The 24,785-nt window shown below is 68.0% G+C and carries 26 protein-coding genes; 14 read left to right on the plus strand and 12 right to left on the minus strand.

What is annotated here, in order from left to right:
- Positions 1-30 precede the first annotated feature (30 nt).
- Both IG75_RS0123670 and IG75_RS0123675 read left to right on the plus strand, forming a co-directional pair.
- Entirely contained in the window at positions 31-699 is a 669-nt protein-coding gene (locus tag IG75_RS0123670) for a FadR/GntR family transcriptional regulator (RefSeq protein WP_030523404.1), read from the plus strand.
- A 284-nt stretch (positions 700-983) separates the two neighbouring features.
- Positions 984-2,474, plus strand: a complete 1,491-nt coding sequence (locus IG75_RS0123675; RefSeq protein WP_030523403.1) for an MFS transporter — start codon at positions 984-986, stop codon at positions 2,472-2,474.
- A gap of 85 nt (positions 2,475-2,559) precedes the next feature.
- On the opposite strand, the gene IG75_RS0123680 is transcribed toward IG75_RS0123675, so the two are convergent.
- The 3 genes from IG75_RS0123680 to IG75_RS0123690 all read right to left on the minus strand — a co-directional run bounded on the left by IG75_RS0123680 (position 2,560) and on the right by IG75_RS0123690 (position 6,007).
- Complete coding sequence (locus tag IG75_RS0123680; protein ID WP_030523402.1) at positions 2,560-3,414, minus strand: TIGR02569 family protein; 855 nt, start codon at positions 3,412-3,414, stop codon at positions 2,560-2,562.
- 168 nt (positions 3,415-3,582) lie between these two features.
- Positions 3,583-4,764, minus strand: a complete 1,182-nt coding sequence (gene moeZ / locus IG75_RS0123685) for an adenylyltransferase/sulfurtransferase MoeZ (protein ID WP_030523401.1) — start codon at positions 4,762-4,764, stop codon at positions 3,583-3,585.
- A 190-nt stretch (positions 4,765-4,954) separates the two neighbouring features.
- Positions 4,955-6,007, minus strand: coding sequence for a DUF3152 domain-containing protein (locus IG75_RS0123690; protein ID WP_081877071.1), 1,053 nt, complete (start codon positions 6,005-6,007; stop codon positions 4,955-4,957).
- A gap of 228 nt (positions 6,008-6,235) precedes the next feature.
- On the opposite strand from IG75_RS0123690, the gene fasR reads away from it, so the two are divergent.
- Complete coding sequence (gene fasR, locus IG75_RS0123695; RefSeq protein ID WP_030523399.1) at positions 6,236-6,892, plus strand: HTH-type transcriptional activator FasR; 657 nt, start codon at positions 6,236-6,238, stop codon at positions 6,890-6,892.
- A 72-nt stretch (positions 6,893-6,964) separates the two neighbouring features.
- Here fasR and IG75_RS0123700 read toward each other — a convergent pair whose 3' ends face one another.
- The 3 genes from IG75_RS0123700 to IG75_RS0123710 form a co-directional block, all read right to left on the minus strand.
- The gene (locus tag IG75_RS0123700; protein ID WP_030523398.1) at positions 6,965-7,192 is read right to left on the minus strand and encodes a DUF3107 domain-containing protein; all 228 of its coding nucleotides are present in this window, start codon (positions 7,190-7,192) and stop codon (positions 6,965-6,967) included.
- 168 nt (positions 7,193-7,360) lie between these two features.
- Positions 7,361-8,062 carry a ferritin-like fold-containing protein gene (locus tag IG75_RS0123705; protein WP_030523397.1) on the minus strand — a complete coding sequence of 234 codons (702 nt, stop codon included), beginning with the start codon at positions 8,060-8,062 and terminating at the stop codon, positions 7,361-7,363.
- Positions 8,063-8,103: 41 nt separating this feature from the next.
- Positions 8,104-9,243 (minus strand): alpha/beta hydrolase, encoded by a 1,140-nt coding sequence (locus tag IG75_RS0123710; protein WP_307687875.1) that lies wholly within the window; start codon positions 9,241-9,243, stop codon positions 8,104-8,106.
- Positions 9,244-9,766: 523 nt separating this feature from the next.
- Here IG75_RS0123710 and IG75_RS0123715 point away from each other — a divergent pair.
- The 5 genes from IG75_RS0123715 (at position 9,767) to IG75_RS0123735 (ending at position 14,746) form a co-directional block, all read left to right on the plus strand.
- Positions 9,767-11,542 (plus strand): DEAD/DEAH box helicase, encoded by a 1,776-nt coding sequence (locus tag IG75_RS0123715; protein WP_030523395.1) that lies wholly within the window; start codon positions 9,767-9,769, stop codon positions 11,540-11,542.
- A 130-nt stretch (positions 11,543-11,672) separates the two neighbouring features.
- Entirely contained in the window at positions 11,673-12,959 is a 1,287-nt protein-coding gene (locus IG75_RS0123720) for an Rv3212 family protein (RefSeq protein ID WP_063834186.1), read from the plus strand.
- Positions 12,960-12,997: 38 nt separating this feature from the next.
- A complete protein-coding gene (locus IG75_RS36545) occupies positions 12,998-13,498 on the plus strand; it encodes a nitroreductase/quinone reductase family protein (RefSeq protein WP_030523393.1) in 501 nt (166 codons plus the stop codon).
- A gap of 63 nt (positions 13,499-13,561) precedes the next feature.
- Positions 13,562-14,164: an acid phosphatase gene (locus IG75_RS0123730; protein WP_030523392.1), complete on the plus strand. Its 603-nt coding sequence runs from the start codon at positions 13,562-13,564 to the stop codon at positions 14,162-14,164.
- 75 nt (positions 14,165-14,239) lie between these two features.
- A complete protein-coding gene (locus IG75_RS0123735; protein ID WP_030523391.1) occupies positions 14,240-14,746 on the plus strand; it encodes a GNAT family N-acetyltransferase in 507 nt (168 codons plus the stop codon).
- Positions 14,747-14,759: 13 nt separating this feature from the next.
- Here the strand turns inward: IG75_RS0123735 and IG75_RS0123740 are convergent, their stop codons facing one another.
- Positions 14,760-15,179, minus strand: coding sequence for a hypothetical protein (locus tag IG75_RS0123740; protein ID WP_051714858.1), 420 nt, complete (start codon positions 15,177-15,179; stop codon positions 14,760-14,762).
- A gap of 328 nt (positions 15,180-15,507) precedes the next feature.
- On the opposite strand from IG75_RS0123740, the gene IG75_RS0123745 reads away from it, so the two are divergent.
- Both IG75_RS0123745 and IG75_RS38460 read left to right on the plus strand, forming a co-directional pair.
- Positions 15,508-16,455, plus strand: a complete 948-nt coding sequence (locus IG75_RS0123745) for a diacylglycerol/lipid kinase family protein (RefSeq protein ID WP_030523389.1) — start codon at positions 15,508-15,510, stop codon at positions 16,453-16,455.
- Positions 16,456-16,709: 254 nt separating this feature from the next.
- On the plus strand, positions 16,710-16,964 hold the full coding sequence (locus IG75_RS38460) for a WhiB family transcriptional regulator (RefSeq protein ID WP_033243220.1): 255 nt from the start codon (positions 16,710-16,712) through the stop codon (positions 16,962-16,964).
- A 211-nt stretch (positions 16,965-17,175) separates the two neighbouring features.
- Here IG75_RS38460 and IG75_RS0123750 read toward each other — a convergent pair whose 3' ends face one another.
- Together IG75_RS0123750 and IG75_RS0123755 are read right to left on the minus strand one after the other, a co-directional pair.
- On the minus strand, positions 17,176-18,690 hold the full coding sequence (locus IG75_RS0123750; protein WP_030523388.1) for a sensor histidine kinase: 1,515 nt from the start codon (positions 18,688-18,690) through the stop codon (positions 17,176-17,178).
- A 771-nt stretch (positions 18,691-19,461) separates the two neighbouring features.
- Positions 19,462-19,677, minus strand: coding sequence for a biotin/lipoyl-binding carrier protein (locus IG75_RS0123755; RefSeq protein WP_030523387.1), 216 nt, complete (start codon positions 19,675-19,677; stop codon positions 19,462-19,464).
- 145 nt (positions 19,678-19,822) lie between these two features.
- On the opposite strand from IG75_RS0123755, the gene IG75_RS40925 reads away from it, so the two are divergent.
- Entirely contained in the window at positions 19,823-19,897 is a 75-nt protein-coding gene (locus IG75_RS40925) for a 50S ribosomal protein bL37 (protein ID WP_022597109.1), read from the plus strand.
- An 89-nt stretch (positions 19,898-19,986) separates the two neighbouring features.
- Here IG75_RS40925 and rsrA read toward each other — a convergent pair whose 3' ends face one another.
- Together rsrA and IG75_RS0123765 are read right to left on the minus strand one after the other, a co-directional pair.
- Complete coding sequence (rsrA, locus tag IG75_RS0123760) at positions 19,987-20,259, minus strand: mycothiol system anti-sigma-R factor (RefSeq protein ID WP_051714882.1); 273 nt, start codon at positions 20,257-20,259, stop codon at positions 19,987-19,989.
- A 20-nt stretch (positions 20,260-20,279) separates the two neighbouring features.
- A complete protein-coding gene (locus tag IG75_RS0123765) occupies positions 20,280-20,966 on the minus strand; it encodes a sigma-70 family RNA polymerase sigma factor (protein ID WP_373863767.1) in 687 nt (228 codons plus the stop codon).
- A gap of 284 nt (positions 20,967-21,250) precedes the next feature.
- On the opposite strand from IG75_RS0123765, the gene IG75_RS0123770 reads away from it, so the two are divergent.
- Complete coding sequence (locus IG75_RS0123770) at positions 21,251-21,742, plus strand: YbaK/EbsC family protein (RefSeq protein WP_030523384.1); 492 nt, start codon at positions 21,251-21,253, stop codon at positions 21,740-21,742.
- A 123-nt stretch (positions 21,743-21,865) separates the two neighbouring features.
- Complete coding sequence (locus IG75_RS0123775) at positions 21,866-22,189, plus strand: hypothetical protein (RefSeq protein WP_030523383.1); 324 nt, start codon at positions 21,866-21,868, stop codon at positions 22,187-22,189.
- Positions 22,190-22,236: 47 nt separating this feature from the next.
- Here the strand turns inward: IG75_RS0123775 and IG75_RS0123780 are convergent, their stop codons facing one another.
- On the minus strand, positions 22,237-23,082 hold the full coding sequence (locus IG75_RS0123780) for an SOS response-associated peptidase (RefSeq protein WP_030523382.1): 846 nt from the start codon (positions 23,080-23,082) through the stop codon (positions 22,237-22,239).
- Positions 23,083-23,265: 183 nt separating this feature from the next.
- Between IG75_RS0123780 and IG75_RS0123785 the strand changes: the two genes are divergently transcribed.
- Positions 23,266-24,771 (plus strand): aldehyde dehydrogenase family protein, encoded by a 1,506-nt coding sequence (locus IG75_RS0123785; protein ID WP_030523381.1) that lies wholly within the window; start codon positions 23,266-23,268, stop codon positions 24,769-24,771.
- Positions 24,772-24,785: the final 14 nt, after the last annotated feature.

Below are 24,785 nucleotides of genomic sequence, written 5' to 3' on the forward strand. Positions count from 1 at the left end.
TAATATTGTGATGGGCGGTACTCTGTTGCCGTGCAAAGCGTGCGCCGCACCAGTCTCATCGCCCAGGTCACCGAGCAACTCAAAGAGGATATCCGCTCGGGACGCTGGCCGATCGGGACGCGGATCCCCACCGAGCCCGAATTGGCCGAACTCACCGGCACCGGCCGCAACACCCTACGCGAGGCCGTCCAGGCGCTGGTCCATGCCGGCATGCTGGAACGGCGGCAGGGTTCCGGTACCTACGTCATAGCCACCTCCGAGGTGGGCGGGACACTGACCAAATACTTCGCCGAAGCCGCCGAACGCGATGTCCTGGAATTACGCCACGGACTCGAGGCCACCGCCGCCGCGCTGGCCGCCCACCGGCGCGACGACACCGATATCGCCACCCTCCGCCGGCTACTCGACGACCGCAACCGGCTGTGGCGGGTGGACCGGGCCGCGGCCATCGAGGCCGATGTCCAACTCCACCGGGCGATCGTGCTCGCCAGCGGCAACGCCGTCTACATCGAGTTCTACGACTCGGTGCTCGGCTATATCGAGTCCGGGATCCGTTCGCGCACCGACCGTATCGACAGCTGGTACGCCGCCGAACATCGCGAACTGGTGCAGGCCATCATCGACGGCGACGCCGAAAAGGCCGCCCGCACCACCCGGTGTTTCCTGGACACCCTGCTCGCCGATTACCGCGACCACTAGGCCTACCCGCGCCCGGGCTCCATCCGGTGCGCGTCCACCTGCCGCACTTCGAGCACACCGCCATCGGGTGTAGTCCTGGCCGGGTTCCCTGGAGGTTACGGACCGATCACCCGGATGTCGCTCCGCCGTGAGCGGGATTTGTGGCGATCGTCATTGCACGCCACCTGGTGGAAACACCCGGATCCTAGCGTTTTCTCACGTCACAACACCGCACTCGACCGCCCGGCCGCCGCGGCCGGGACGCCCCGGTCCGGGGGCGTCGAGTAACGACGAGAGGGGCGCCGATGACCGCGACAGCCGACACCGGCCGACGAACACCCGATACCGCAACAACTTTCGTTCACCAGCGCCGAGGTCGCTGGATCGACCGGTGGGAACCGGACAACGAACGGTTCTGGAGATCCGGCGCCGACCGCACGGCCAAGAAGAACCTGCTGTTCTCGGTATTCGCGGAGAACCTGGGCTTCAGTATCTGGGTCCTGTGGGCCAGTGTCGTCACCGGAATGGGCGCTGCCGGTTTCACATTCCTGGACGGGCTCGGCAAAGGTGACCCGACCGCGGTCAGCAATGCCCTGCTGCTCACCTCCATCCCCACCCTGGTCGGTTCGACCCTGCGCATCCCCTACACCTTCGCCATCCCCCGGTTCGGCGGGCGGGCTTTCACGGTGTTCAGCGCCGCCATGCTGCTCGTCCCCACCCTCGGCCTGGTCTTCTTCGTCAACCAGCCCGAAACCCAGATGTGGGTATTCGTGGTCCTGGCCGCACTGTCCGGTTTCGGCGGCGGCAATTTCTCCTCGTCGATGGCGAATATCTCGTTCTTCTTCCCGGACGGGAAGAAAGGCGCCGCACTCGGGATCAATGCCGCGGGCGGCAATCTCGGTGTCGCGCAGACCCAGCTGCTGGTGCCGCTGCTGATCACCCTCGGCACTCATCTCACCGCGAAGGACGCGGCCGGATACCGCTTCGGGATCACTCTGGCGGTCCTGGTGTGGATTCCGTTCATCCTGGCCGCCGCGTTCGGCGCGCTGCGGTACATGGACAGCCTGTCCACCGCGAAATCCGACGGGCGCTCCTACAAACCCGCGCTGACCAACCACCACACCTGGGTGATGGCGTTTCTCTACATCGGCACGTTCGGTTCGTTCATCGGATTCTCGTTCGCCTTCCCGACGCTCATCAAAGCCAACTTCCCGGATCTGGCGAGCATCGGCTGGATCACCACCCTCGGGAATCTGGCATTCCTCGGCGCCCTGGTCGGCTCCTTCTCCCGCCCGTTCGGCGGCTGGCTCTCCGACAAACTGGGCGGCGGCGCGAAGATCACCGTCGCCGTGTTCGGCGGTATGGCCGGTGCGGTCGCACTCATCATGGCCGCGCTCGAGATGAAGAGTTTCCCGCTCTACCTGCTGGCCTTCCTGATGCTCTTCGTGCTCACCGGTATCGGTAACGGCTCGACCTACCGGATGATCCCGTCCATCTTCAGCGCCCAGGCGAAGAAGTACGCCTCCGAGCACGGCCTCGAGCCGGCGGAAGGGGCGGCCTCGGCGAAGCGGCAGGCGGGCGCGGCCATCGGGGTCATCGGAGCGGTCGGCGCCTTCGGCGGTTTCGTACTCCAGCAGGCACTACGACTGTCCAACACCAATTTCGGCACCATGGCGCCCGCGTTCTGGGCCTACGCCGCCGCGTTCCTGGTGATGGCCGGGGTCACCTGGTGGTTCTACCGCCGTGCCTCGTTCGCGGTGGGCCGGGTGCCGTCGCTGGCGTACGCCAACGTCTGACGGTTCCGTATCCGCGGCAGGGGCCCGGCCGGTCCGATACCGGCCGGGCCCTCCCGATACCGGATCTCGGTGAAGCTCACCGGACTCACAGCAGGAATCGCACCATATCCGCCGTCCGGACCAAACCGGGCAACGCCTCCGGCGTGGAGCGCGGGTGCAGCACATGCACCGCCAGCCGGAACATCACCGCGCGCAACAGCATCTGCGGCCATTCCGGCAGATCGGACCAGCGCTCCAGCAGCCCGTCGTCGGCTCCGCCCCACGACAGCGCGTCCACCACGACCACACCCGCCGCCCACGCCGGTGGGCGCCAGTACGGGGTCAGATCGGTGAGCGCGGGCGTCTGCGCCCCCGCGAACAGCACGGTGCCGAACAGATCACCGTGCACCAGTTGCGGCGGCGTCCGCACGGGTTTGCGCAGGGTGGCCAGCTGACCGATCAGTTCGAGGCTGTGCCGTCCGTCGGGCGAGTTCTCCATCACCGCGCCCGCCGCACGCAGCGTCCGCAACGGCACCGCCTCCCACGCCGCCCGGTCCGCGGCGACGAAGACGTCCACATCCAGCCAGGGCGTGACCGGCGGCTGCGAGAGGAAACGGGGCCGCTCGAGGGTGGCCGTGGCCTTGTGCAGTCGCAGCGAGACCGAGACCACCTCGTCGTGGCGTGGTTCCGGACAGCCCGTCATGAAGGTGTCGCACCGCCAGCCCGACACCACGTACCGGCCGTCGGTGGCCCGCACCGGGCGGGCCAGCCGCAACCCGTCCACCCGCAGACTCTCCCGGACCTTCGCCGACCAGGCCGCACGCGCATGGTCGGCGACGGGGCTGAGCACCACATCGCCGAGGCGCCAGCCGCCCTCCCAGTCACCGAGAGCGACGGGGGTCAGTTCCCGCAGACCGTACGTGGCCCGCACATGTTCGGGGGGTTCGACAGTGGTGGTCACGGCCGTACCGTACTCCCGCCACCGGGCCCCGGTATCGCGCCACACCGTGTCGTAGCACTGCCGCGACACACCGTTACCGGGCCCGGTCACACACCGCGCGCGCAGACCGGACCGGCCGCCCGCGCGCGGTTCACGCGCAGGTCAGCGGCCTACCGCGAGCTCGAAGGCTCAGTACACCGGCAGTGAGGGGTCGACCTGATGCGCCCAGGCGATCACACCGCCCTGTAGGTGTGTGGCGTCGGCGAAACCTGCCCGCTTGAGCGCGGCCAGCGCCTCGGCCGATCGGACACCTGTCTTGCAGTGCAGCACGATCTTGCGGTTCTGCGGCAGTTCGGCCAGCGCCTCCCCCGACAGAATGCGGTCCTTCGGGATCAGCGTCGCGCCCTCGATGTGCACGATGTCCCATTCCACCGGTTCACGCACATCGATCAACTCCACATCACCGGCGTCCAGCAGTTCCTTGAGCTCACGCGCGGTCACCGTGGAACCGGCGGCCGCGGCCTGCCCCTCCTCGGACACCACACCGCAGAATGCCTCGTAGTCGATCAGTTCGGTGATCGGCTGCCGCGCGGGATCCCGGCGCAGCTTGATGGTCCGGTAGCTCATATCGAGTGCGTCGTACACCATGAGCCGGCCCAGCAGCGGATCGCCGATACCGGTGATCAGCTTGATCGCCTCGGTGACCATGACCGAGCCGATGGACGCGCACAGCACGCCCAGCACGCCGCCCTCGGCGCAGGAGGGAACCATTCCCGGCGGCGGGGCCTCGGGGTACAGATCGCGATAGTTGATCCCGCGACCGTCCGGGGCGTCCTCCCAGAACACCGAGACCTGGCCCTCGAACCGATAGATCGAACCCCAGACATACGGTTTGCCGGCCAGCACCGCGGCATCGTTGACCAGGTAGCGGGTCGCGAAGTTGTCGGTACCGTCCACGATCAGGTCGTATTCGGCGAACAGCGGCACGGCGTTATCCGGCTCCAGCCGGATCTTGTGCAAGCGCACGTCGATCCCGGAATTGATCTCCAGAATGGAATCGCGGGCGCTGTCGGCCTTGGGGCGGCCGATATCGGATTCTCCGTGGATGACCTGCCGTTGCAGATTCGAGGCATCGACCTCGTCGAACTCGACGATGCCCAGGGTGCCCACGCCGGCGGCGGCCAGGTACAGCAGCGCCGGAGAACCCAGCCCGCCGGCCCCGATCACGAGCACCTTCGCGTTCTTCAGCCGTTTCTGCCCGTCCATCCCGAGGTCGGGGATGATCAGGTGACGGCTGTAACGGGCGACCTCGTCCCTGGTCAGCTCGGCGGCGGGCTCCACAAGTGGGGGCAGGGACTGCGGTGTTGACACGTCTTCGAACTCCTCGTATCGAAATAGCCGGATGCGGTGTGCGGGGTGCGTACAGCCGGTGACCCGTGGCCGCTGTGACCCACACCCACACCGGCGTAGGTTCCCTGTACAACGCCGGCGCGAGGGTCATTCTTCCCGGGCCGGCCCCGGGTCCCGCCGCCGGACCCGGCCCGTACGCCCGGGCCCACGCTCAACCGCGCGGATACGGCCAGGGGTTGAAGCGGCAGGTCTTGCCGTCCATCGGGACGACCCCGTGCGGATCCAGGGCGGCGATCTCGTTGTTGGCGGTGCCGAAGGTCTGCTGCATCATCACCGGGGCCAGACCTCCCTCGCTCTCACACGGCTGATGCTCGTGGTAGCCGATAGCGTGCCCGACCTCGTGGTTGACCAGATACTGCCGGTAGGAGCCGATATCGCCGTCGAACGCCGGAGCCCCGCGCACCCAGCGCGCCTCCGACAGCACCACCCGGGCCTGATCGGAGTTGTAGCACGAGGAGTCGATCGGTATATCGAAACCACAGACATCGCGGGTGGTCGCGCGGGCGGTGAGCGAGATCCGGAAATCCGGTTCCCCGCGATCGATGCGCTGGAACGCGAACTTGCGGTCGTGCACCCAGCTCTTCGGATTGCCGAGAGTGGATTCGACCATCCGGGCCACCGAGTCGTCGCCACCGAAATTTCGTGTGTCGATCCCGTTCTCGATCTCGACGGTGTAGGTGAAGGTGTACTGCTCGCCCGCGCCGGCACGGGCCGAAGCGCCCGGCACGATCCGCCAGGTGCCCTTACCGTTCTCGGTGAACTTCCCGCCGGCGGGCAGCGCCCCGATCGGCAGATCCTCCGGGAAGGTCCCGTCGCCCGGCGGGGCGCCGATGACCCCCGCACTGGCCGGCGGCGGACCGAGCGCCCCGAAACCGGGATCGATCGGTTCCGCGGGGCCCCCACGGCCGGTACGCACCGCGTCGACCACCACGAACACCGTCAGCACCAGCAGCACCGGCAACGCGTACACCCGCCACCCGTACCTGGACACGACGACTCGCAGCCGCCGCCCTCGCGGCCCGGCCGCGAGGCGGGCCGCGGGCGGCGGATCACCCTCCGGGTCCCGGCGCGCACGCAGCGGCTCCCGGGATCGGTCGCCGTGCGATATCTCCGTCGTCGCCCGCGCGGCGACCGCGAGATCCGAATCCTGGGGGCGGTGCGCGCTGCGCCCGCCGCCGGAGGGGTTTTCCGGTCGGTCGGTCACGGCTCCACACTCTCACAACCCGCCGTAACGGCCACAATGGAAGTACCCCGGCACCCATGCCCCCGGTACCGCGCGAGCCACTTTCCGGCATTCCCGAAGGGCACCACGCGGATCGGGGCCGGTCCCGGGTTCACCAACCCGGGTCGGCAACAGCATCGTAAGCGAGTATGGTGCTCGAAAGACCCGGTACACACCCCTTTGCCGGGGAATCGACTGGGAGATCCGAATATGACCGACCTCGTGGACCGGATGACGTCCCGCTCGTCGTCCGGCACCGCCCCCAAACGTGGCACCCGGCTTCCCCGTGACGAGCGGCGCCAGCAACTACTCGCGGCCGCCAGCGAGATCTTCGTCCTACGCGGCTACCACGCCGCCGGTATGGACGAGATCTCCCAGTGCGCCGGCGTCAGCAAACCGGTGCTGTATCAGCACTTCACCAGCAAGCTGGAGCTGTACCTGGCCGTCCTGCAGAACTATGTCGACATGCTGGTGTCGAGCGTGCGCCAGGCGCTGCGCTCCACCACCGACAACAAGCAGCGCGTACGCGCGGCGGTCGCGGCCTACTACGACTTCGTGGACAACGAGATGCAGGGCTTCCGCCTGGTCTTCGAATCCGATCTCACCAACGAGCCCCAGGTCCAGCGCCGCGTCGAACAAGCCACCGAAGCCTGCGTGGACGCGGTCTACGACCTCGTCGCCCACGATTCCGGCCTCGACCCCTACCGGGCCCGCATCCTCGCGGTCGGCCTGGTGGGCGCGAGCCAGTTCACCGCCCGGTACTGGCTGGAAGCCGACCGCCCCATCCCCAAGGACGAAGCCGTGGACACCACGGTCGCACTGGCCTGGGGCGGCCTCAAACACGTCCCTCTCCACCCGATCGGCTGATCCGCCACCGAGCGGAACACGACGAAGCCCCTGCCGGATCGGCAGGGGCTTCCGTTCGTCCGGGCCCGGTACTCAGACCGCGGCGAAACCCACCCGGCCGCCGGTCACGGCCCCGATCTCCACGTAGGCGACCTTGCCGGCCTGGATCAGGTACTTGCGGCCCTTCTCGTCGGCCAGCGCCAGGACCCCGCCGGTGGCGGCCAGCGCCTCGGAAACCAGAGCCTCGACCTCATCCGGGCTCTGCGCGCTGGCGATGACGAGTTCACGCGGGCTATCCGAAATACCGATCTTGACCTCCACGGCCAACCTCCGAACCTAGAGTCCTGTGCTGTCCCAGTAAGGCTAGTTGAGCCACCGCGGCCCGCACACACGACGGGGTGCGCTGTCAGCGAACAGTGTTTATGGCGGCGCCTCCGGCGCCGCGGGTCGGGGAGGCCTGGGTCACTATCGTCCGGCCGCGTCGAAACGTCAGAGACCGAGTACCGCCATCCGTTCGGCGTGGGCGCTCTGCATATGTTCGAACAGGGTGGCGATCCCGTTGAGATCCCCGGTGGCCGCCAGTACCAGTTCGGTGAGCTCATCGCGCTGCGCCATCACGTACTGGGCCTGGGTGATCGCTTCGCCGAGCAACCGGCGGCCCCACAAGGTGAGCCGATCGCGTTCGGATCTACTGACCGCGACCGCCCGCCGGACCTCTTCCACGACGAATTCCGAATGGCCGGTGTCGGCGAGTACATCGCGCACCACGGCCGCCACGTCCGGGCTCAGCGCACCGGCGATCTCGCGGTAGAAATCGGCGGCGATACCGTCACCGACATGGAATTTCACCATCGACTCCAGCCAGGTGGACGGGTCGGTGGAGCGGTGGTAGTCGTCGAGCGCGCGGGTGAACGGGGCCATGGCCGCGTACACATCGGCGCCGCGCGCGGTCAGGGCCGCGTCGAGCCGTTCGAAATGCGCGAGTTCGGCCGCTGCCATCCGGGCCACCGCGACCTTGCCGCGCAGCGTGGGTGACAGTGTGGCTTCCTCGCTCAACCGGTAGAACGCGGATATCTCACCGTAGGCGAGTACCGCGAACAGGTCGGTCACGCCGGCATGATCGGCCGGAATCGGCGAAGCGGACGGATCGCTCGGTGTAACACCCAGCCCGGCCGGTGACTGTGCTCCCATGGAACTCCAGCGTAGTACGCCACCGTGACGTGACGCCGCGCTCACACCGGTGTGGTGAGGAACTTGTCGAGATAAGTCCAGGTCGTCGCGCGAGCGGTGGCGCCGGCGAGGATGCCCAGATGCCCGCCGGGCGCGGTTTCGTAGTGCACCGCTTTCGCGCCGGTGAGCGTGCGCAGGCCGTGCTCGACCGCACGGGCCGGGGTGATGACATCGGCGGGCCCGCCGACCAGCAGTACCGGGGCGCCGATATCGGCCAGTCGAATCGGTCCACGCCCGAAATCGACCACGCCGCGGCCGATTTCGTCGCGCAACACCAGCCGGTTCCACAGCTGCTGGTACATGCGGCCCGGATAGCCGGGCATATCGGCCATGAAGCGGTCGATGGCCTCCATCCGGGCCAGGGATTCGGTGCGGGCGAGATTGTTGGCCACGAACCAGGGTCGTTTGACCTCGCGGTCCCAGGCGGTGATGCGGTACGCGAGCCGGGTCAGGGGTGCCGGAACCCCGCCGACCGCGCGCAGTGCCGCGCCCACGGCATCGCCCGTACCGGTGAGCCGGGCGGCCGCCGCGAGCTGCGGCGTCATCGGCATCGCCCGGTAGTTCAGCGGTGCCCCGACCGCGGTGATCGACCGCACCGGCAGCTCACTGTCCGCTGCCGCGGTCAGCAGCGCCATGGTGCCGCCCAGCGACCAGCCGACCAGATCGACCTCCGGCGCGCCGCCGGCGGCGGCCCGATCGGCGGCGGTGCGGCGGATCGCCTCGGGCAGGATGTCGTACACCCAGTCGTCGAAGCCCATCCGGCGGTCGGCGTAGGTGATCTCGCCGTAGTCGATCACATACGGCGCGCGACCGGTCTCCAGCAGGAACTCCGCGAGGCTCTGGCCCGGGCGCAGATCGAAGCAGCTCGCGGGTGCGGCGAGCGGCGGCACCAGCAGTACCGCGGCCGCCGACGGTTCGGCCGTGCCGGCGAGCAGGGCAGGTTCGTAACGCCGGAGCAGCCGATGCGGTTCGTCCCACAGCACCGAGGCCGGGGTCGGGCGGCGCCCTTCCACACCGTCACCGAACGTCAGCGCCCAGGCGTTGCGCGCGGCCCGCTCGACGGTCCTGGACAGTTCGCCGTCCGGGTCCACCGCCCGGACGGCGCGATCGGCCAGGGCGATACCTCGGTCTGCGATGCTCACGGCACGAATCTCTCATAGACGTATACGGCGGTACCAGTTATGCCCGCGGCCGACCGGCCGGGTGTGTGCCGAATCACTTCTCGCGGGCGACGGTTTCCGGGTCGGTACGCATACCTGCCACACCGGGCGAAACGCTCTGCCGCGCAGGACGGCTCAGCGGAAGAGGCCACCGAAAAGAACAACGTCCAGCGGATTTGCGCGAGCGCCTTTCGGAGCGCGGAACAATAGCACGCTACAATCGCGACGGACAACGGAAGAATTCAGCCGATCCATGAGAACCGGCAGCGCCGAAAGTCGCGCACCCCGGGTGCGCCGTGCGGTGGCGAAGAATTCTCCGGGGTCCACGGAAAATGTGCGCGCACCAGATCCGCATCACCGATGCGCTGCGCCGATGTCCGAGCTTCGCTGCCCTCATCCGGGCGCCTGCCGACATCCGGCGGCGGCCCGGGTGAGTATCGCAGGGCGGATCCGTGGTCGTCGCGGACCGGCCGGTCCGCCCCACGCCTCGTGCGCGTGTAGCGCGATAACGAGGGAAGGCACGATCCTGAGCAAGATCACAGTTGAACCGGAACCCGGTCTGGCGGAGACGCTGCTGACAGCCGAGTTGGACTCCGCACACACCGCGCCGACTTTCACCGAATTGGGAGTACGCGACGAAATCGTGCGCGCGCTCGGTGAGATCGGTATCGAACGCACTTTCGCAATCCAGGAACTCACCCTGCCTCTCGCCCTGGCCGGCGAGGACCTCATCGGCCAGGCCCGTACCGGTATGGGTAAAACCTTCGGTTTCGGAGTTCCGTTGCTGCACCGGATCAGCACCACCGAATCCGGTACCACGCCGCTGGACGGTACGCCGCGTGCCCTGATCATCGTGCCTACGCGCGAACTGTGCATCCAGGTGACCCAGGACCTGGAGCACGCGGCGAAATACCTCACGAACCAGAAGGGTCCGCTGCGGGTCACCTCGATCTACGGCGGGCGCCCCTACGAATCGCAGATCGCGGCGCTGCGCGCGGGCGTCGATGTCGTGGTCGGTACGCCGGGCCGCCTGCTCGACCTGGCCGATCAGCAGCATCTGATCCTCGGCAAAGTGGGCGTCCTGGTCTTGGACGAGGCCGATGAAATGCTCGATCTGGGCTTTCTGCCCGATATCGAGCGCATTCTCGGCATGGTGCCGGACAAACGGCAGACCATGCTGTTCTCGGCGACCATGCCCGGCCCGATCATCACCCTGGCCCGCACTTTCCTCACCCGCCCGACCCACATCCGCGCGGAGGAACCGCACGATTCGGCGGTACACGATCGCACCGCGCAATTCGTGTACCGGGCGCACGCGCTGGACAAGAGCGAACTGGTCGCACGGGTGCTGCAGGCCGAGAGCCGGGGCGCCACCATGATCTTCACCCGCACCAAACGCACCGCGCAGAAGGTCGCCGACGAATTGGCCGAACGCGGTTTCGCGGTCGGCGCGGTGCACGGCGATCTCGGGCAGATCGCGCGCGAGAAGGCCCTGACGAAATTCCGGAAGGGCACCATCGATGTCCTGGTCGCGACCGATGTCGCGGCACGCGGTATCGATATCGACGATGTGACCCATGTCGTGAACTACCAGTGCCCGGAGGACGAGAAGACCTACGTGCACCGGATCGGCCGCACCGGCCGGGCCGGACGCACCGGTGTCGCGGTTACGTTGATCGACTGGGACGAACTGACCCGCTGGGCGTCCATCGACGCCGCGCTCGGGCTGGGCATTCCCGACCCCGTGGAAACCTATTCGCGGTCCCCGCACCTGTTCGCCGATCTGGGCATCCCGGAGGGCGTCACCGGCACCGTCGGCGCGCACAAACCCCAGCGCGATCCCGATGCCGTGGTGGTGGAACGGCCCGAGCGGGCACCGCGCAAGCGCAACCGCCGGCGCACCCGCGGCGGCCAACCGGTCGAGGCGGACGCGACCACGACCACCACCGAGACCGACGCGCCGACCGGGTCCGGCCCGGACGACGAGGCACAGCCGGCCGAGGCACCCGCGCGGCGGCGACGCCGGCGGCGGCGTCCGGCCGATACCGAGTCCGGTGCAGCCGAGGACAATGGTTCGGCCGGATCCGATACGCCGGCGGCCGAGTCCGAGACCGCGGCGGCCGAGGCCGGGGACAGCGGCGTGGACAAGGCGGACAAGCCCGCCCGCCGCCGGCGGCGCCGCAAACCGGCCGATGCCGAAAACGGCGGTGATAGCGCCCCGCGCGCCGAGACCGCCGACAGCCCGGCGCCGGTGACCGAGAACGCGGCGGCACAGGCCTGACGAACGCACCACGAGCGCCGGCGGTGACCGATACCGCCGGCGCTCGTGGTGTATCCGGAGTCGGGATACCGGCCCGGGGGCTCCCGAGCACCGTGGGGTGCGGTACCTGCCATCCGTTACGCTCGCCTACGTGCTCGCACCCGAGCGGCGAACGCGCGCCGACGTCATCACCGCAGCCGCGATCGCCGTATTCGTGGTGGTCGCGGTGATCGTGGCGTGGGCGACCAGCGGGGTGGCGAACACCGAGTCGGTCGTCGCCGACGAGCCGGCCCGGCCGCCGCAGCCCGCCGCGAAACTACCCGGGAAGCTCCAGGAGATGTGGCGCGCGCCCGATACGGCGACCGGCCGGGCGCTCACCGCCGAGGGCGTCGCGGTCACCGGGGCGGACGGCAGTGTGACCGGGCACGATCCGCGGACCGGCGAACAGGTGTGGCGGTATACCCGCGAGCTGCCGCTGTGCGGAGTGGAATCCCAGTTCGGCATGGTCGTCGCCGTCTACCGCACCGACCGCGGCTGTAGCGAGACGACCATGGTCTCCGGTGCCGACGGGCAACGCCGGACCGCCCGCAGCAGCTATATGGACGGTCAGGTGCGACTGTCGGTCGACGGCACCTACGTCCTCGCCCAGGGTCCCGATCGGCTGGAGGTCTGGCGGTCGGATCTGGTGCGCACCCTCGAGTACGGCCATGTGGACGCCAAGGAGAACTGGAAGACCCAGCCACGGAAGGGTTGCGCGCTGCTGTCGGCCGCCTCCAGCCCGTCCCGGCTGGTCGTACTGGAACGCTGCCCGGGCGAGCCGGCGGACCGGATCACCGTGCTGGCGCCGGCCCCCAAGGACGACAATGTGCCGGAGGAGTACGGGTCACGACTGTTGGAGGGCGCAGGCGCCGCATCCGCCGACGCGCGGGTGATCGCGGTGTCGGACAACCGGATCGCGGTCTACCAGCCCGGCACCGACGGACCCGAACCCGAGGCGCCGCGACTGACGATCCTCGACGCCAAGGGCAATCCCCTGGTGGTGCAGGAACTCTCGGCCCCGCTCGACCGGACCGCCGCGACCGTACGCACCGCCTCGGCGTTCCTGGTGTTCACCGGCAACAGCGTGATCGCCCTGCAGGCGACTACCTTCGAACCGATGTGGACCGCGGCGGACGCCCTCGGTACACCGGTACCGATGGCCGGGAAACTGCTCCTCCCGGTGCCGGGCGCGATCGCCGCCCTCGACCCGGCCACCGGCGCCCAGACGAACCGCATTCCGGTGGCGCGGCCCGATTACGGCGGCGGCCCGATCTCGCTCGGCGTGCTCGGCACCACAGTGCTCGAACACCGCGACGGTCAACTCGTGGCCCTCGCCGACCCCGCGACCGTCGACGCACCGCGCAGCGATACCGAGCGGCCCGCAAAACCATTGCGGTGAACCGCTTTCTGTCGGTGCCCTCCGGCAGACTGCGCGCCATGACCGAAGCAGCGCGACCTCTCGACGCGGCCCCCGTGGCCGACCGTCTCCGTTACGACGATCCCGACGCCCCGTGGAACCAGTACTCCGAGCAAAGCCCGGCCGACTGGAACACCGAGGTGATCCGGGAGTTCCGGGCCAACGGCGGACGGGTCGGCGGAGCCTATGCGGAGGCCGAACTGCTGTTGCTCACCACCACCGGCGCGCGGACCGGTAAACGACATGTGGTCCCGCTGGGTGCGCTGTACCGCGGTGAAACCCTGTACATCAGTTCGTTTATCGAGGGCGGCTATCCCGCCTGGTACCACAATGTGCGCGCGGATCCGGCGGTGATCGTGGAACTGGGCGATCACGTGTACCACGGCACCGCCCGGGTGCTCACCGGCGCCGAATACGACGAATTCGCGGCCTGGGTACTGGCGAACAATCCGTTGCTCGCCGACTTTCAGGCCACCACCGACCATCCGGTGCCGCTGGTGGTGCTCACCCTGGCCACCTGACGCCGAGCACCGGCGGGGTCCCGGATCGCCGCGATCGCCCGGCGGCCGGGCATGATGGACCGTATGCCCGGCTCCGACGACGCCCGTGTGGTGCTGGTGCGCCACGGTGAAACCGATTGGTCGGTGCGGCACCGTCACACCGGCCGCACCGAGCTACCGCTCACCGATACCGGCGCCCGGCAGGCCACCGCCGCCGGCCGGGTGCTGGCCGCGCTGCGGTTGCGCGATCCGCTGGTATACGTCAGTCCCCGCGTGCGCGCCCGGCGCACCGCCGAATTGGCCGGGCTACCCGATCCGGAGATCGATCCCGACCTCGCCGAATGGGACTACGGCGACTACGAGGGCCGCACCACCGCCGAGATCCGCACCCGGGACCCGGGCTGGACGGTGTGGACCGGCACGATCCCCGGTGGCGAATCCGCCGAACAGGTCGGCGCCCGCGCCGACCGGGTGCTGCGCCGGGCGGCCGCCGCTCTCGGCTCCAGGGATGTGGTCCTGGTCGGGCACGGGCATTTCTCCCGGGCCCTCATCGCCCGCTGGCTGGGGTTCGAGGTCCGGGAAGGACGCCGGTTCGCGCTCACCACCGCCGCGGTGAGCGTCCTGGGCCACGAACACGAGGACCCGACGTTGTGGGCGCACAATCTGCATGCCGACGCCCTCGAATGATTCCGCGCGGGCAGCCTGCCCGCCACGCTTCCCCGCCGGGCCCCCGGCCCGCGATCAGACAAGGATTCCGCGCCCGTGACCTCCGCCCCGCTCATCCGCCGTGCCGCTCCCGCCGACGTGCCCGCCCTGGTCGATCTGGTCTACGGCCTGGCCGAATACGAGAAGGCCCGGGCCGAATGCACGCTCACGGCCGAACAATTGCACACCGCGCTGTTCGGTCCCGAGCCCGCGGTTTTCGCCCATGTGGCGCTGCTGGACGGCGTGATCAGCGGCTGCGCCATCTGGTTCCGCAACTTTTCCACCTGGGACGGCGTGCACGGGATCTATCTCGAGGATCTGTACGTCACCCCCGCGGCCCGCGGTAGTGGTCTGGGCCGGGCGCTGCTCGCGGCGCTCGCCCACGAGGCGCGGACCCACGGCTACAGCAGAGTGAGCTGGTCGGTGCTCACCTGGAACACGCCCTCGATCGGGTTCTACGAATCACTCGGCGCGCGCGTCCAGGACGACTGGGTGGGCTACCGGCTCGCCGGCGAAGCACTCACCGCACTGGCCGATACCGCGGAGACCGCCGCGGACCGGTGAATCGCGGCGCCGCTCATTCCTCGCCGGTCACCCCGTACTCCTGTGCTGCCCAGCGCGAGGTCGGCGGCGCGAACAACAGGCCGAGCGCTCCCAGCGCCACCACTCCCAGCACGGTCCCGTACAGCGGCTGTCCCGATCCGAACAGCAGCGACCACACCACCGGCAACAGCAGCAGCTGGGTGATCACCGCGATCGCCCGTCCCCAGCGCTGCCCGAAGAGCAGGCCGATCCCGGAAGCCAGCACCGCACCGCCCAGAATCCCGAACCACATGGCCGTGCCGTAGCCGCTGATCTCGTCCTCCCGATGCCCCAGCAGCGCCCGCACGATCAGCACCACCGCCACGATCACCGCGACCGCGCCCTCCAGCGTCACCAACCCCCCGGCTCCACGGACCGTCCCGGGCACACCACCGACGTCTTTTCGCTCGACCACCCGGCCAGCTTAGGCGGACATTCCGCCACACCCGCCGCAGCGTCACGTGATCGCTCCCCGACCCACCACGGCGAGCACCCGGCATCAAAGACCCTCGACGACCCGCCGCGCCCGCCTGCGCCGAGTTCAGCGAGGCCGACAAAGGGTCGAGGCTCGTCCCGCCTTCGGCCGAAGGTGCTCAACGGTCGTGCTCTATGGACGGCCCACCACACATCGCATGCGGCGAAGCCGCGAGTCCCGGGCGCCGAACGGCGGGACCGAGGGGGCCTCGACCCCGCGGCGCCGGAGGCGGCGCCATGAGCACACCTCGTTCCATTAAGGTGCGTAGGTGCGGACGTTGTTGATCGTCAACCCCAATGCGACCTCTACCACGGCGGCCACGCGAGATCTGCTCGCGCACGCGCTCGAGAGCCGGACCCAGCTGACGGTGGCGCACACCCAGCATCGCGGGCATGCCGCGGAGCTGGCGCAGTGGGCGGCGACCAATGAGATGGATCTGATCGTGGTGCACGGCGGGGACGGGACGGTCAACGAGACCATCAACGGTTTCGTACCGCTGCCGCAGGTCGACGACGGGCAGGTGTGGCGGCCGCGGCTCGGCATAATTCCCGGCGGTTCGGCCAATGTGTTCGCGCGGTCGCTCGCTATCCGGCCGGATCCGGTGGCGGCCACCAATCAGTTGATCGATCTGCTCAAGGCCGGTGACTCCGACCGCCGAATCGGGTTGGGACTCACCGATGATCGCTGGTTCTGTTTCAGTGCGGGCGTCGGTTTGGACGCCGATGTGTGTGCCGCGATCGACACGGCGCGGGCCAAGGGGCATGCCGCGACACCGGCGCGTTATGTGCGCACGACCGTCCGTCAATTCTTCCGCGTCAAACATGACCGGCCCGAAGTCACGGTGCACGTGCCCGGCCACGAACCCGTTTCCGGTGTTCATTACGCCTTTGTGACCAATACCAGTCCCTGGACTTATCTGAACGCGACTCCGGTGTGTACCAATCCGGGTACCCGGTTCGAAACCGGACTCGGTGTGTTCGCCGTGCGAACCTTGGCGTTACTGCCTACACTGCGCCTGGCGACACAACTGCTGTCGCCGCACTCCGAGCCGAAGTCGCGGAAATTGTTCCGGGACGACGACGTGCCGTCGGTACGCATCACCAGCACCGATCCCATCGGTCTGCAAATCGACGGCGACTTCATCGGCGAACGTGACGTGGTGGATTTCACCGCTGTACCCAACGTCCTGGACGTGGTCGCCCCGCGACCGGTTTGAACTGACGCATTCGGGAAATACATCTCGTTGTGCTGCAGAAACCGGCGTAGGCGAGTACAAAGGACTGCGGCAGGTCCCCGATGCGGGACTTCAGTGCGTGAGCTTCCCCACGGTGCATCGGATACCTATTGACATCTACGGTGTTCGTGAAAGCATTCACAAGCAACCGTGCGGAAACATTCAGTTCGCACAAGTGAACGACCCACCAACCGAATCGGCGCCCGGCAGCGGCGCCCTACTAAGGAGCAGAAGGAATGGACTGGCGCCATAAGGCCATCTGTCGCGACGAGGACCCTGAGCTGTTTTTCCCGGTGGGCAACAGTGGTCCTGCGCTCGCGCAGATTGCCGATGCCAAGCTGGTCTGCGCTCGCTGCCCTGTTACCGCCGAATGCCTGTCCTGGGCTCTGGGATCCGGGCAGGACGCCGGCGTATGGGGCGGAATGAGTGAAGACGAGCGGCGTGCGCTCAAGCGCCGCAATGCGCGCACCCGCACTCGGACCGCCGTCTAGAGCGCAGGGAAGCGATTACCGGACCCAGCCCGGTCCGGGGAGTCGCGAGTGCCCGGCACCAGCATTCTGGTGCCGGGCTGAATCTTTTCTACGGCCCGCCGGCACGGGCACCGGACTTTGCCGGAATACAGCCCCGGAAATCCTCGGGGTGTTTTCGACCACAGATGATCACGGGTGTGCATAATTGATACCGGCGAGTTTCCGTCAGGTATCACCGTGCCGAGCGGCGCCCCAGTGGCACACGCAGTACCGCGTCGGTGCCGATATCGGCCCCCGGATGCAGGCCGATGGTTCCGCCCAGTTCCGCCGTCACCAGCGTGCGCACGATCTGCAGGCCGAGACTGTCCGAGGACTGCAGGTTGAATCCTTCCGGCAGCCCGCGCCCGTCATCGCTGATGATCACGTCCAGCCAGCGTGCCGAACGCTCCGCGCGGATGGTCACCGTGCCGTTCTGCCCGCCGTCGAAGGCGTGCTCGATGGCGTTCTGCACCAATTCGGTGAGCACCATGACCAGCGGAGTCGCCCGTTCCGCGGAGAAGACACCCAGAGAACCGGCCCGCCGCACCGTGATTCGGGCCGTGTGCACCGTGGCGACATCGGCCATGATCGGCAGCAGCCGGTCGACGACCTCGTCCAGATCGACTTCCTCGTCGACCGACATGGACAACATCTCGTGCACCGACGCGATGGAGGTGACCCGGCGCACCGATTCGGTGAGCGCCACCCGCGCCTCCTCGTTCTCGGTACGACGGGCCTGCAGCCGTAGCAGCGCGGCCACCGTCTGCAGGTTGTTCTTCACCCGGTGGTGGATCTCGCGGATGGTGGCGTCTTTGCTGAGCAGCGCCCGGTCCCGGCGTTTGACCTCGGTGACATCACGGACCAGCACCGCCGCGCCCGCCAGTTGCCCGTGCGGCCGCAATACCAGGGTGCGTAGCAGCACAGTGGCCCCCCGCGCCTCCACCTCCATCCGGCGCCCGGTACGACCCGCCAGGGCGGCCTGGATATCCCCCACCACCTCCTGCGCGTCGAACGGGTCGGTGATCAGCGACCGGGTGGTGACGGCCAGATCCTGGCCCGCCAGATCGGCCTGCAACCCCATGCGGTGATACGCCGACAGCGCGTTCGGGCTCGCATAGGTGACGATCCCCTCCGTATCGAGCCGGATGAACCCGTCGCCCGCCCGCGGACTGGAATGGGTGGCAGCGCGGTCCTCCGTGGTCGGGAACGTCCCGTCGGCGATCATCTGGCACAGATCGTCGGCACAGGCGACATAGGCGATCTCGAGCCCACTGCGCACCCGCGAACGCTGCCGGTCGGTATCCCGGCTGAGCACCGCGATCACATCGTCGCCGCACCGCACCGGAATCGCCTCCCGGATCGCGTGCACCGGATGCGGATGGTAAACCCCCTGCGCCTCCCCCTCGGTATCGGTGCGCACGATCTCCCCACGGGTGAGCGCCTCGAACACCTGCGAATGCTCGGAATACCGGGCCGTGGTCCCGACCAGATCCTCCAGATGCACGGTCGGCGCGGTGGTCGGCCGGCACTGGGCGACACATACGATATCGGCGCCGTCACCGACCGGCCCCGCCCCCACCCACAGCAGCAGATCCGAAAACGACAGGTCGGCGAGCAACTGCCAGTCCCCGACCACCCGCTGCAGATGATCCACCCCCACCCCGGGCAGATCGGTGTGCTCGGCCAGCAGATCACTCAGTGTCGACATACTGTAATTTTGGCGCGCCTTCGGCGCGCGGGGTCGAGGCCCCCTCGGTCCCGTCGTTCAGGCCTCGAGACTCGCGCCTGCGGCGCATGCACTTCGAGGCCTGAACGACGGGACGGGCCTCGACCCTTTCAGGGCCTCGTAAGACTCGGCGCCGAGCAGCGTGGACTGTTCATAAAGGTGATCAGACCGGGGTTTCGCCGGCCATACGAGAGCCCGGGCCCGGCGAACTGGCGGCGAGGCAATCAGCGAAGGGCAAACAGAGACGCAGCGTTGGCCGAGCATTCAAGAGGTTCGGGTGTGACCCCTTGGCCGGCATCGAGCGCCGGCCCGAGAGATGCATTCCGGCAACGACCTTCATGGTGCGTACAGGTCCGCATGTGTGTCTGGACCTCGAATGCCGACACAACCCCATGCGTCGAGTCTTACGAGACACCTCAAAGGGTTGAGGCCCGTCTCGCCGTTTCGGCCTCGAAAGCGCATGCGGCGAAGCCGCGAGTCTCGAGGCCGAAACGGCGAGACCAAGGGGGCCTCGACCCCGCGGCGCCGAAGGCGCCGCCAAAAAACACAGCACCTTCGCGAGTGAGTTCACATTTCCTACGTCCGTGAGCAAGCCCACCACTCACCCCCGCAAGCAAGCCCACCACTCACCTTCGCGAGCAAGCCAACTACTCACTTCACAGGTGAGCCCGAACGTCACCGTCGCGAACCGTGCCTCACCCCCACGAAACCTTTCCCGAGCCCCCACCCGCACCGCAGTCGGCGGCGCCGAAACTACTGCACGACGGCGATGAGGTCGCCCTGCTGGAGTACCTGGCCCGGGGTGACCGCGATGGAAGCGACTTCGCCACCGATCTCGGTGATCACGGGTATCTCCATCTTCATGGATTCGAGCAGAACGAGGGTCTGATCGATCGCCACCTGGTCTCCGACTTCGACCTCGACGGTGAGCACCGTGGACACCATCTCCGCCCGTACTTCTTCCGCCATGACACCCCGTTCGCTCGGTTCGTTCCGGTATCGGGGCCGTGCCCGCTGTACCGCCGTCGGTACAGCCAACCACACATGGAAGAATGGCCGGGATCAACATGTACTCCCCGCAGTCGCGGGATATGTCCCCAGGAGGGAGCTACCGATGGGTAAGCGTGGCCGCAAGAAGCGCAGCCGTAAGGGAAATGCCGCCAATCACGGCAAGCGTCCCAACGCCTGAGCCGACCGGCTGAGGCCGGGCACAGACCACGAGCGGCCCGCACTTCCCAGGAAGTGCGGGCCGCTCGGCGTTCGGGTGGTGGACCGGGATCAGGCCCGGTTCGGGTCGGCGGGGAGATCGCCGGCCCGGAAGGTCACCGCGCGGATCTCCACGGTGAGCCGTTCGCGTAGCGAATCGGGGGCCTTGTCGCCGCCGCATTTGCGGTGCAGCATGCTCTTGATCTTCTCTTCGATGCCGTAGGCCTCGATGCAGGGCGCGCAGTGGTCCATATGGTGCTGGAGCCGTTCGCGGGTGCGGTCGTCACATTCGCCGTCGAGCATGAGCCAGACGTCGGCCAGTACCGCCGTGCAGTCGAGCTCCATATCGGGGTCGTGCTCGGTGCTCACTGCTTGACCTCCTGGCGCACCGCCGCGGCGGTATCGGCATCGCCGGACTCGGACGCGTTGCGGTTGAAGCCGCGTTCGCGCGCCACATCGGCGAGCAAACCCTTCAGTTGTTTCCGTCCGCGATGCAGCCGGGACATCACCGTACCGATAGGAGTGCCCATGATGTCGGCGATTTCCTTGTACGGGAACCCTTCGACATCCGCGTAGTACACCGCCATCCGGAACTCCTCGGGCAGTTGCACGAGGGCGGCCTTGATGTCGTCGTCGGGGAGGGCGTCGAGGGCTTCGACCTCGGCCGAGCGCAGACCCGTGGAGCTGTGTTCGGCGGTGGCGGCGAGCTGCCAGTCGGTGATCTCGTCGGTGGGGTACTGCGCGGGCTGGCGCTGTTTCTTCCGATACGAGTTGATGTAGGTGTTGGTGAGGATCCGGTAGAGCCAGGCCCGCAGGTTGGTGCCTTCTTTGAAGGACTTGAAACCGGCATAGGCCTTGACATAGGTCTCCTGGACCAGGTCTTCGGCGTCGGCGGGGTTACGCGTCATCCGCAGGGCAGCGCCGTAGAGCTGGTCCAGCATGGGTAGCGCGTCCCGCTCGAACCGCTGAACCAGTTCGGCGTCGGTCTCCGGCTGCCCGGCAGGCCGCGCGTCGGCGCCGGTGTCGGTCGCCACGTCGTCCTCGCTCGTCACACGTGTCCCTTCGATCGGCTTACCTGCCAAATCTACCGGGAGCGTGAACTGCGGGAAGAACCGCGTGCGCGCCGGAGCCGGATCATGGTGGACCGGGCGTGGTTCGACGAGAACGGGCACCGTCACTCCTTCACTCGTGCGCGGGGCCGCACCAGCGGAACCGCCTGTTCCGTCCGATGCGCTGTTTCTGCCGCGTACAACTCACTGCGCCCGCGAAGTGTTCCCCGACCATGGGAAAGTCACCTCACAGACCGGGTCGGCGCCGCCCGGGTAGGGTCCGGCCCATGGCAGCAGCCGCCACTCCGGCGATCCGGGCACTGGTCACCGCCGGTGCCGCGCACACCGTGCACAGCTACGACCACGACCCGCGCGCCGGCACCTACGGTGGCGAAGCGGTCGATGTGCTGGTCGCCCGTCTCGGCGTCGAACCGGGGCAGATCTTCAAGACGCTGGTGCTGGAGTTGTCCACCGGCGCGCTGGCGGTCGCGGTGCTGCCGGTTCCCGGCACGCTGTCTCTGAAGGCCGCGGCGGCGGCGCTGGGAGCGCCCAGGGCGGCACTGGCCGACCGGACCCGGGCCGAGCGCGGGACCGGTTACGTTCTGGGCGGTATCTCTCCCCTGGGACAGCGCAAACGTCATCCCACGGTGATCGACGACTCCGCGCTCGGCTGGGATCGGGTGCTGTGCAGTGCGGGGCGGCGGGGCCTGGAGATCGAGGTCGCGCCCACCGATCTGATGCGGTTGACCGGCGCGGTCACCGCCCCGGTCACCGCCTGAGCCGGGAGGCGCCGCCGCCGGATCGGCTCGCTCCCGCGTGCCGAGGGGCAATTCCCCAGGTCAGACCTGTTCGTGTGCGTTACTTGGTACGACCGATCGTCCGACCCGAGGATGTGATGCGATATGTCCCCGCGCAAATCTGTGCGCACCGCGTTCTTCGCCGTGTCCGCAGCCGTGGCCCTGTCCGTCGGCCCGGCGGTGCTGTCGGCGCCGGTGGCCTCGGCGGCGCCGGGTGAGTTCCCGCTCGCCGACCAGGGTGATTCGGAGAACGAACCGGAGAGCCGCACCCCGGAGAACGATCTCGGTAAGCGCACCGAGGAAGCCGGTGAGCGCGCCGAGGAAGCCGGCGGCGGAGTGGTGACCGAGGTCATCGACCTGAGCGGCGATATTTTGAAATGCGGCTTGCACATCGCCACTCCGGCGATCGAATGCCCCCTGGGCAGCTGAGCCTCGCGTCGGCCCGGGACGGTGAACCGTCCCGGGCCGACGCGTCCTCACAGCAGGGTGGTCTGCTCCGCCGTATCGGGGGCGGACGCCAGTAGCTCCGGCCCGTTGTTCTTCACACTGTTCACCAGGGTCGGCACCGGCCGGGCCGCGATTTCGGCCACCAGGGCCTCGCTGGGCGGTCCGAGCAGGTCCGCGGGGGCGCGGTGATCGGGGTCCAGCCAGGCGTCCCAATGTTCGCGGGGCATCGGCAGCGGCATCCGGTCGTGGATCCGGGTGAGGTCGCCGACGGCGTCGGTGGTGAGGATGGTGCACGACAGCAGCGGTTCCGGATCGTCGAGCGACCGGTCCCGCCAGACCGACCACAGCCCCGCCATGTACAGCCGCTCACCGTCCGGACGGGACATGAAGTACGGGTGCTTGACCACCTTGGGCTTCTTCCCGTTGCCCGGACCCGCCGGATCGGGTTCGACGAGCCATTCGTACCAGCCGTCCATCGGGACCAGGCAGCGCCGGTATTTCACCGCGTCCCGGAAGGACGGGAGCGTGGCCGCCCGGTCTGCCCGGGCGTTGAACAGTGGTTTCCCCTTGACCGGGACTCCCGGTTCGGCGGCTTTGCTCCAGTGCGGAATCAGTCCCCAGCGCATCCGCCGGATACGGCGGCTCGGTGTGTCGTCGGGGTGTTCGTGGGTATGCCGGTCGACGACCGTGACGATCTGCGTCGTCGGCGCGACGTTGTAGTTGACCCCCGGCGCCCGGCCGCCGCGGGTATCCGCGTTCTCCCCGGCCGTCGGCCCGCCACCGCCCGGTGCTCCGAAGCCCCCGGTCTCGTCGATGGCGTCCAACTCGACCGCGAGCCGGCCGGGATCCGTCGTTGTCGCATACCGTCCGCACATATTCCGATACTTACACCGAATACCGACAGATCAAGACAATCCCGGGCCGGTGCGCAACAATGATGCCAGTACCTGGTGACGTGTTGAGAGTTATGTCTTAGCATTCTCTCACCGAGGACGCGGCGGTCACAGGCTGCCCGTTCACGCGCGCAGCTACCGCCCTACTTCCGCAGAGGAGAACCTGTGACAACCACCGAAAACGCTACCGAGAAAGAATCGGTGCTCACCTCGGTCGATCCGGCCACAGGAGCGACCCTGGCCACGTATCCGATCGCCGACGAGAAGGCGGTCGGTGAAGCTGTCGCGAAGGCGCGCGCCGCCGCTCCGGTCTGGGAGGATCTGGGCTTCGACGGCCGGAAGAAGGCCCTGCTGCGCTGGTCCAGCCGGCTGGTCGCCAAATCCGACGAGTTCTGCGCGCTCATCCACGCCGAGAACGGTAAACCGCTCGACGACGCTTTTCTGGAACTGATGCTCGCGCTCGAGCACATCGCGTGGGCGGCCAAGCATGCCAAGAAGGTCCTGTCCCCCCAGAAGATCCCCGCGGGCCCACTGATGGCGAACTTCTCGGCCCGTATCGAATACCGGCCGCTGGGTGTCATCGGCGTGATCGGACCGTGGAACTATCCCGTCTACACCCCTAACGGGTCGCTGGCCTACGCACTGGCCGCCGGTAACACCGTGGTGTTCAAGCCGTCGGAATTCTCCACCGGAATCGGCAATTTCCTCGCCGAGGCCTTCTCCGAGGCCAACCCGGAACTGCCCGAGGGCGTTTTCGTCGCGATCAACGGTTTCGGCGCGACCGGTGCCGCGCTGGTGAAATCCGGAATCGACAAGGTCGCGTTCACCGGTTCGGCCGCCACTGGACGCAAGATCATGGCCTCGGCCGCCGAGAACCTCACCCCGGTGCTGTTGGAGTGCGGCGGTAAAGACCCCGTGATCGTGGCGGCGGACGCGGATGTGAAGGCCGCCGCCGACGCCATCGCCTGGGGCGCCACCTCGAACAGCGGTCAGACCTGCGCCGGCGTGGAACGCGTCTACGTGGACAAGTCGGTCAAAGACGAGTTCCTCGCCGAGCTGACTCGCATCCTGAAGGATGTGAAACCGGGCTCGGACAAGGACGCCGCCTACGGCCCGATGACCATGCCGAGCCAGATCGATATCGTCAAGAAGCATATCGACGCGGCCCTGGCCAGCGGTGGCAAAGCGCTGCTGGGCGGTCCGGAATCGATCAAGGGCCCCTTCATCGAACCCGTCGTCCTGGTGGACGTGGACGAGGACTCGGCGGCGGTCAAGGAGGAGACCTTCGGTCCGACCGTCACCGTCACCACCGTGAACAGCATCGACGAGGCCGTGGATCTCGCCAACAACACCACCTTCGGCCTGGCCTCGGCGGTGTACTCGAAGAAGCAGGGACTCGAGATCGCCCGGCGGCTGAAGGTCGGCGCGACCTCGGTGAACTCGGTACTCGGCTTCGCCGCCATCCCCGGACTGCCCTTCGGTGGCAGCGCCGATTCCGGTATCGGCCGTATCCACGGTGAGCCGGGTATGCGCGAATTCGCCCGGCCGCATTCGATCGCGGTGCAGCGCTTCACGATTCCCGGAATGGCATTGCAGAGTTATCGCCGAACCCAGGCGAACATGAAGATGCTGCGCAAGATGGTTCCGCTGCTGCACGGCCGGAACAAGTAGTCCGGCCACCAGAG

This window comes from Nocardia rhamnosiphila NBRC 108938, from assembly GCF_000720425.1.
Classification (GTDB): domain Bacteria; phylum Actinomycetota; class Actinomycetes; order Mycobacteriales; family Mycobacteriaceae; genus Nocardia; species Nocardia rhamnosiphila.

Excerpts from the sequence above, each read along its gene's own strand:
- IG75_RS36545 (WP_030523393.1), top strand. The coding sequence starts at position 12,998 with ATGACCGAAGCAGCGCGACCTCTCGACGCGGCCCCCGTGGCCGACCGT.
- IG75_RS0123775 (WP_030523383.1), top strand. The coding sequence starts at position 21,866 with ATGTCCCCGCGCAAATCTGTGCGCACCGCGTTCTTCGCCGTGTCCGCA.
- IG75_RS0123705 (WP_030523397.1), bottom strand. The coding sequence starts at position 8,062 with ATGGGAGCACAGTCACCGGCCGGGCTGGGTGTTACACCGAGCGATCCG.
- rsrA (WP_051714882.1), bottom strand. The coding sequence starts at position 20,259 with ATGGAGCTCGACTGCACGGCGGTACTGGCCGACGTCTGGCTCATGCTC.
- fasR (WP_030523399.1), top strand. The coding sequence starts at position 6,236 with ATGACCGACCTCGTGGACCGGATGACGTCCCGCTCGTCGTCCGGCACC.
- IG75_RS0123780 (WP_030523382.1), bottom strand. The coding sequence starts at position 23,082 with ATGTGCGGACGGTATGCGACAACGACGGATCCCGGCCGGCTCGCGGTC.
- IG75_RS0123755 (WP_030523387.1), bottom strand. The coding sequence starts at position 19,677 with ATGGCGGAAGAAGTACGGGCGGAGATGGTGTCCACGGTGCTCACCGTC.
- IG75_RS0123730 (WP_030523392.1), top strand. The coding sequence starts at position 13,562 with ATGCCCGGCTCCGACGACGCCCGTGTGGTGCTGGTGCGCCACGGTGAA.
- IG75_RS0123675 (WP_030523403.1), top strand. The coding sequence starts at position 984 with ATGACCGCGACAGCCGACACCGGCCGACGAACACCCGATACCGCAACA.
- IG75_RS0123750 (WP_030523388.1), bottom strand. The coding sequence starts at position 18,690 with ATGTCGACACTGAGTGATCTGCTGGCCGAGCACACCGATCTGCCCGGG.
- IG75_RS0123770 (WP_030523384.1), top strand. The coding sequence starts at position 21,251 with ATGGCAGCAGCCGCCACTCCGGCGATCCGGGCACTGGTCACCGCCGGT.
- IG75_RS38460 (WP_033243220.1), top strand. The coding sequence starts at position 16,710 with ATGGACTGGCGCCATAAGGCCATCTGTCGCGACGAGGACCCTGAGCTG.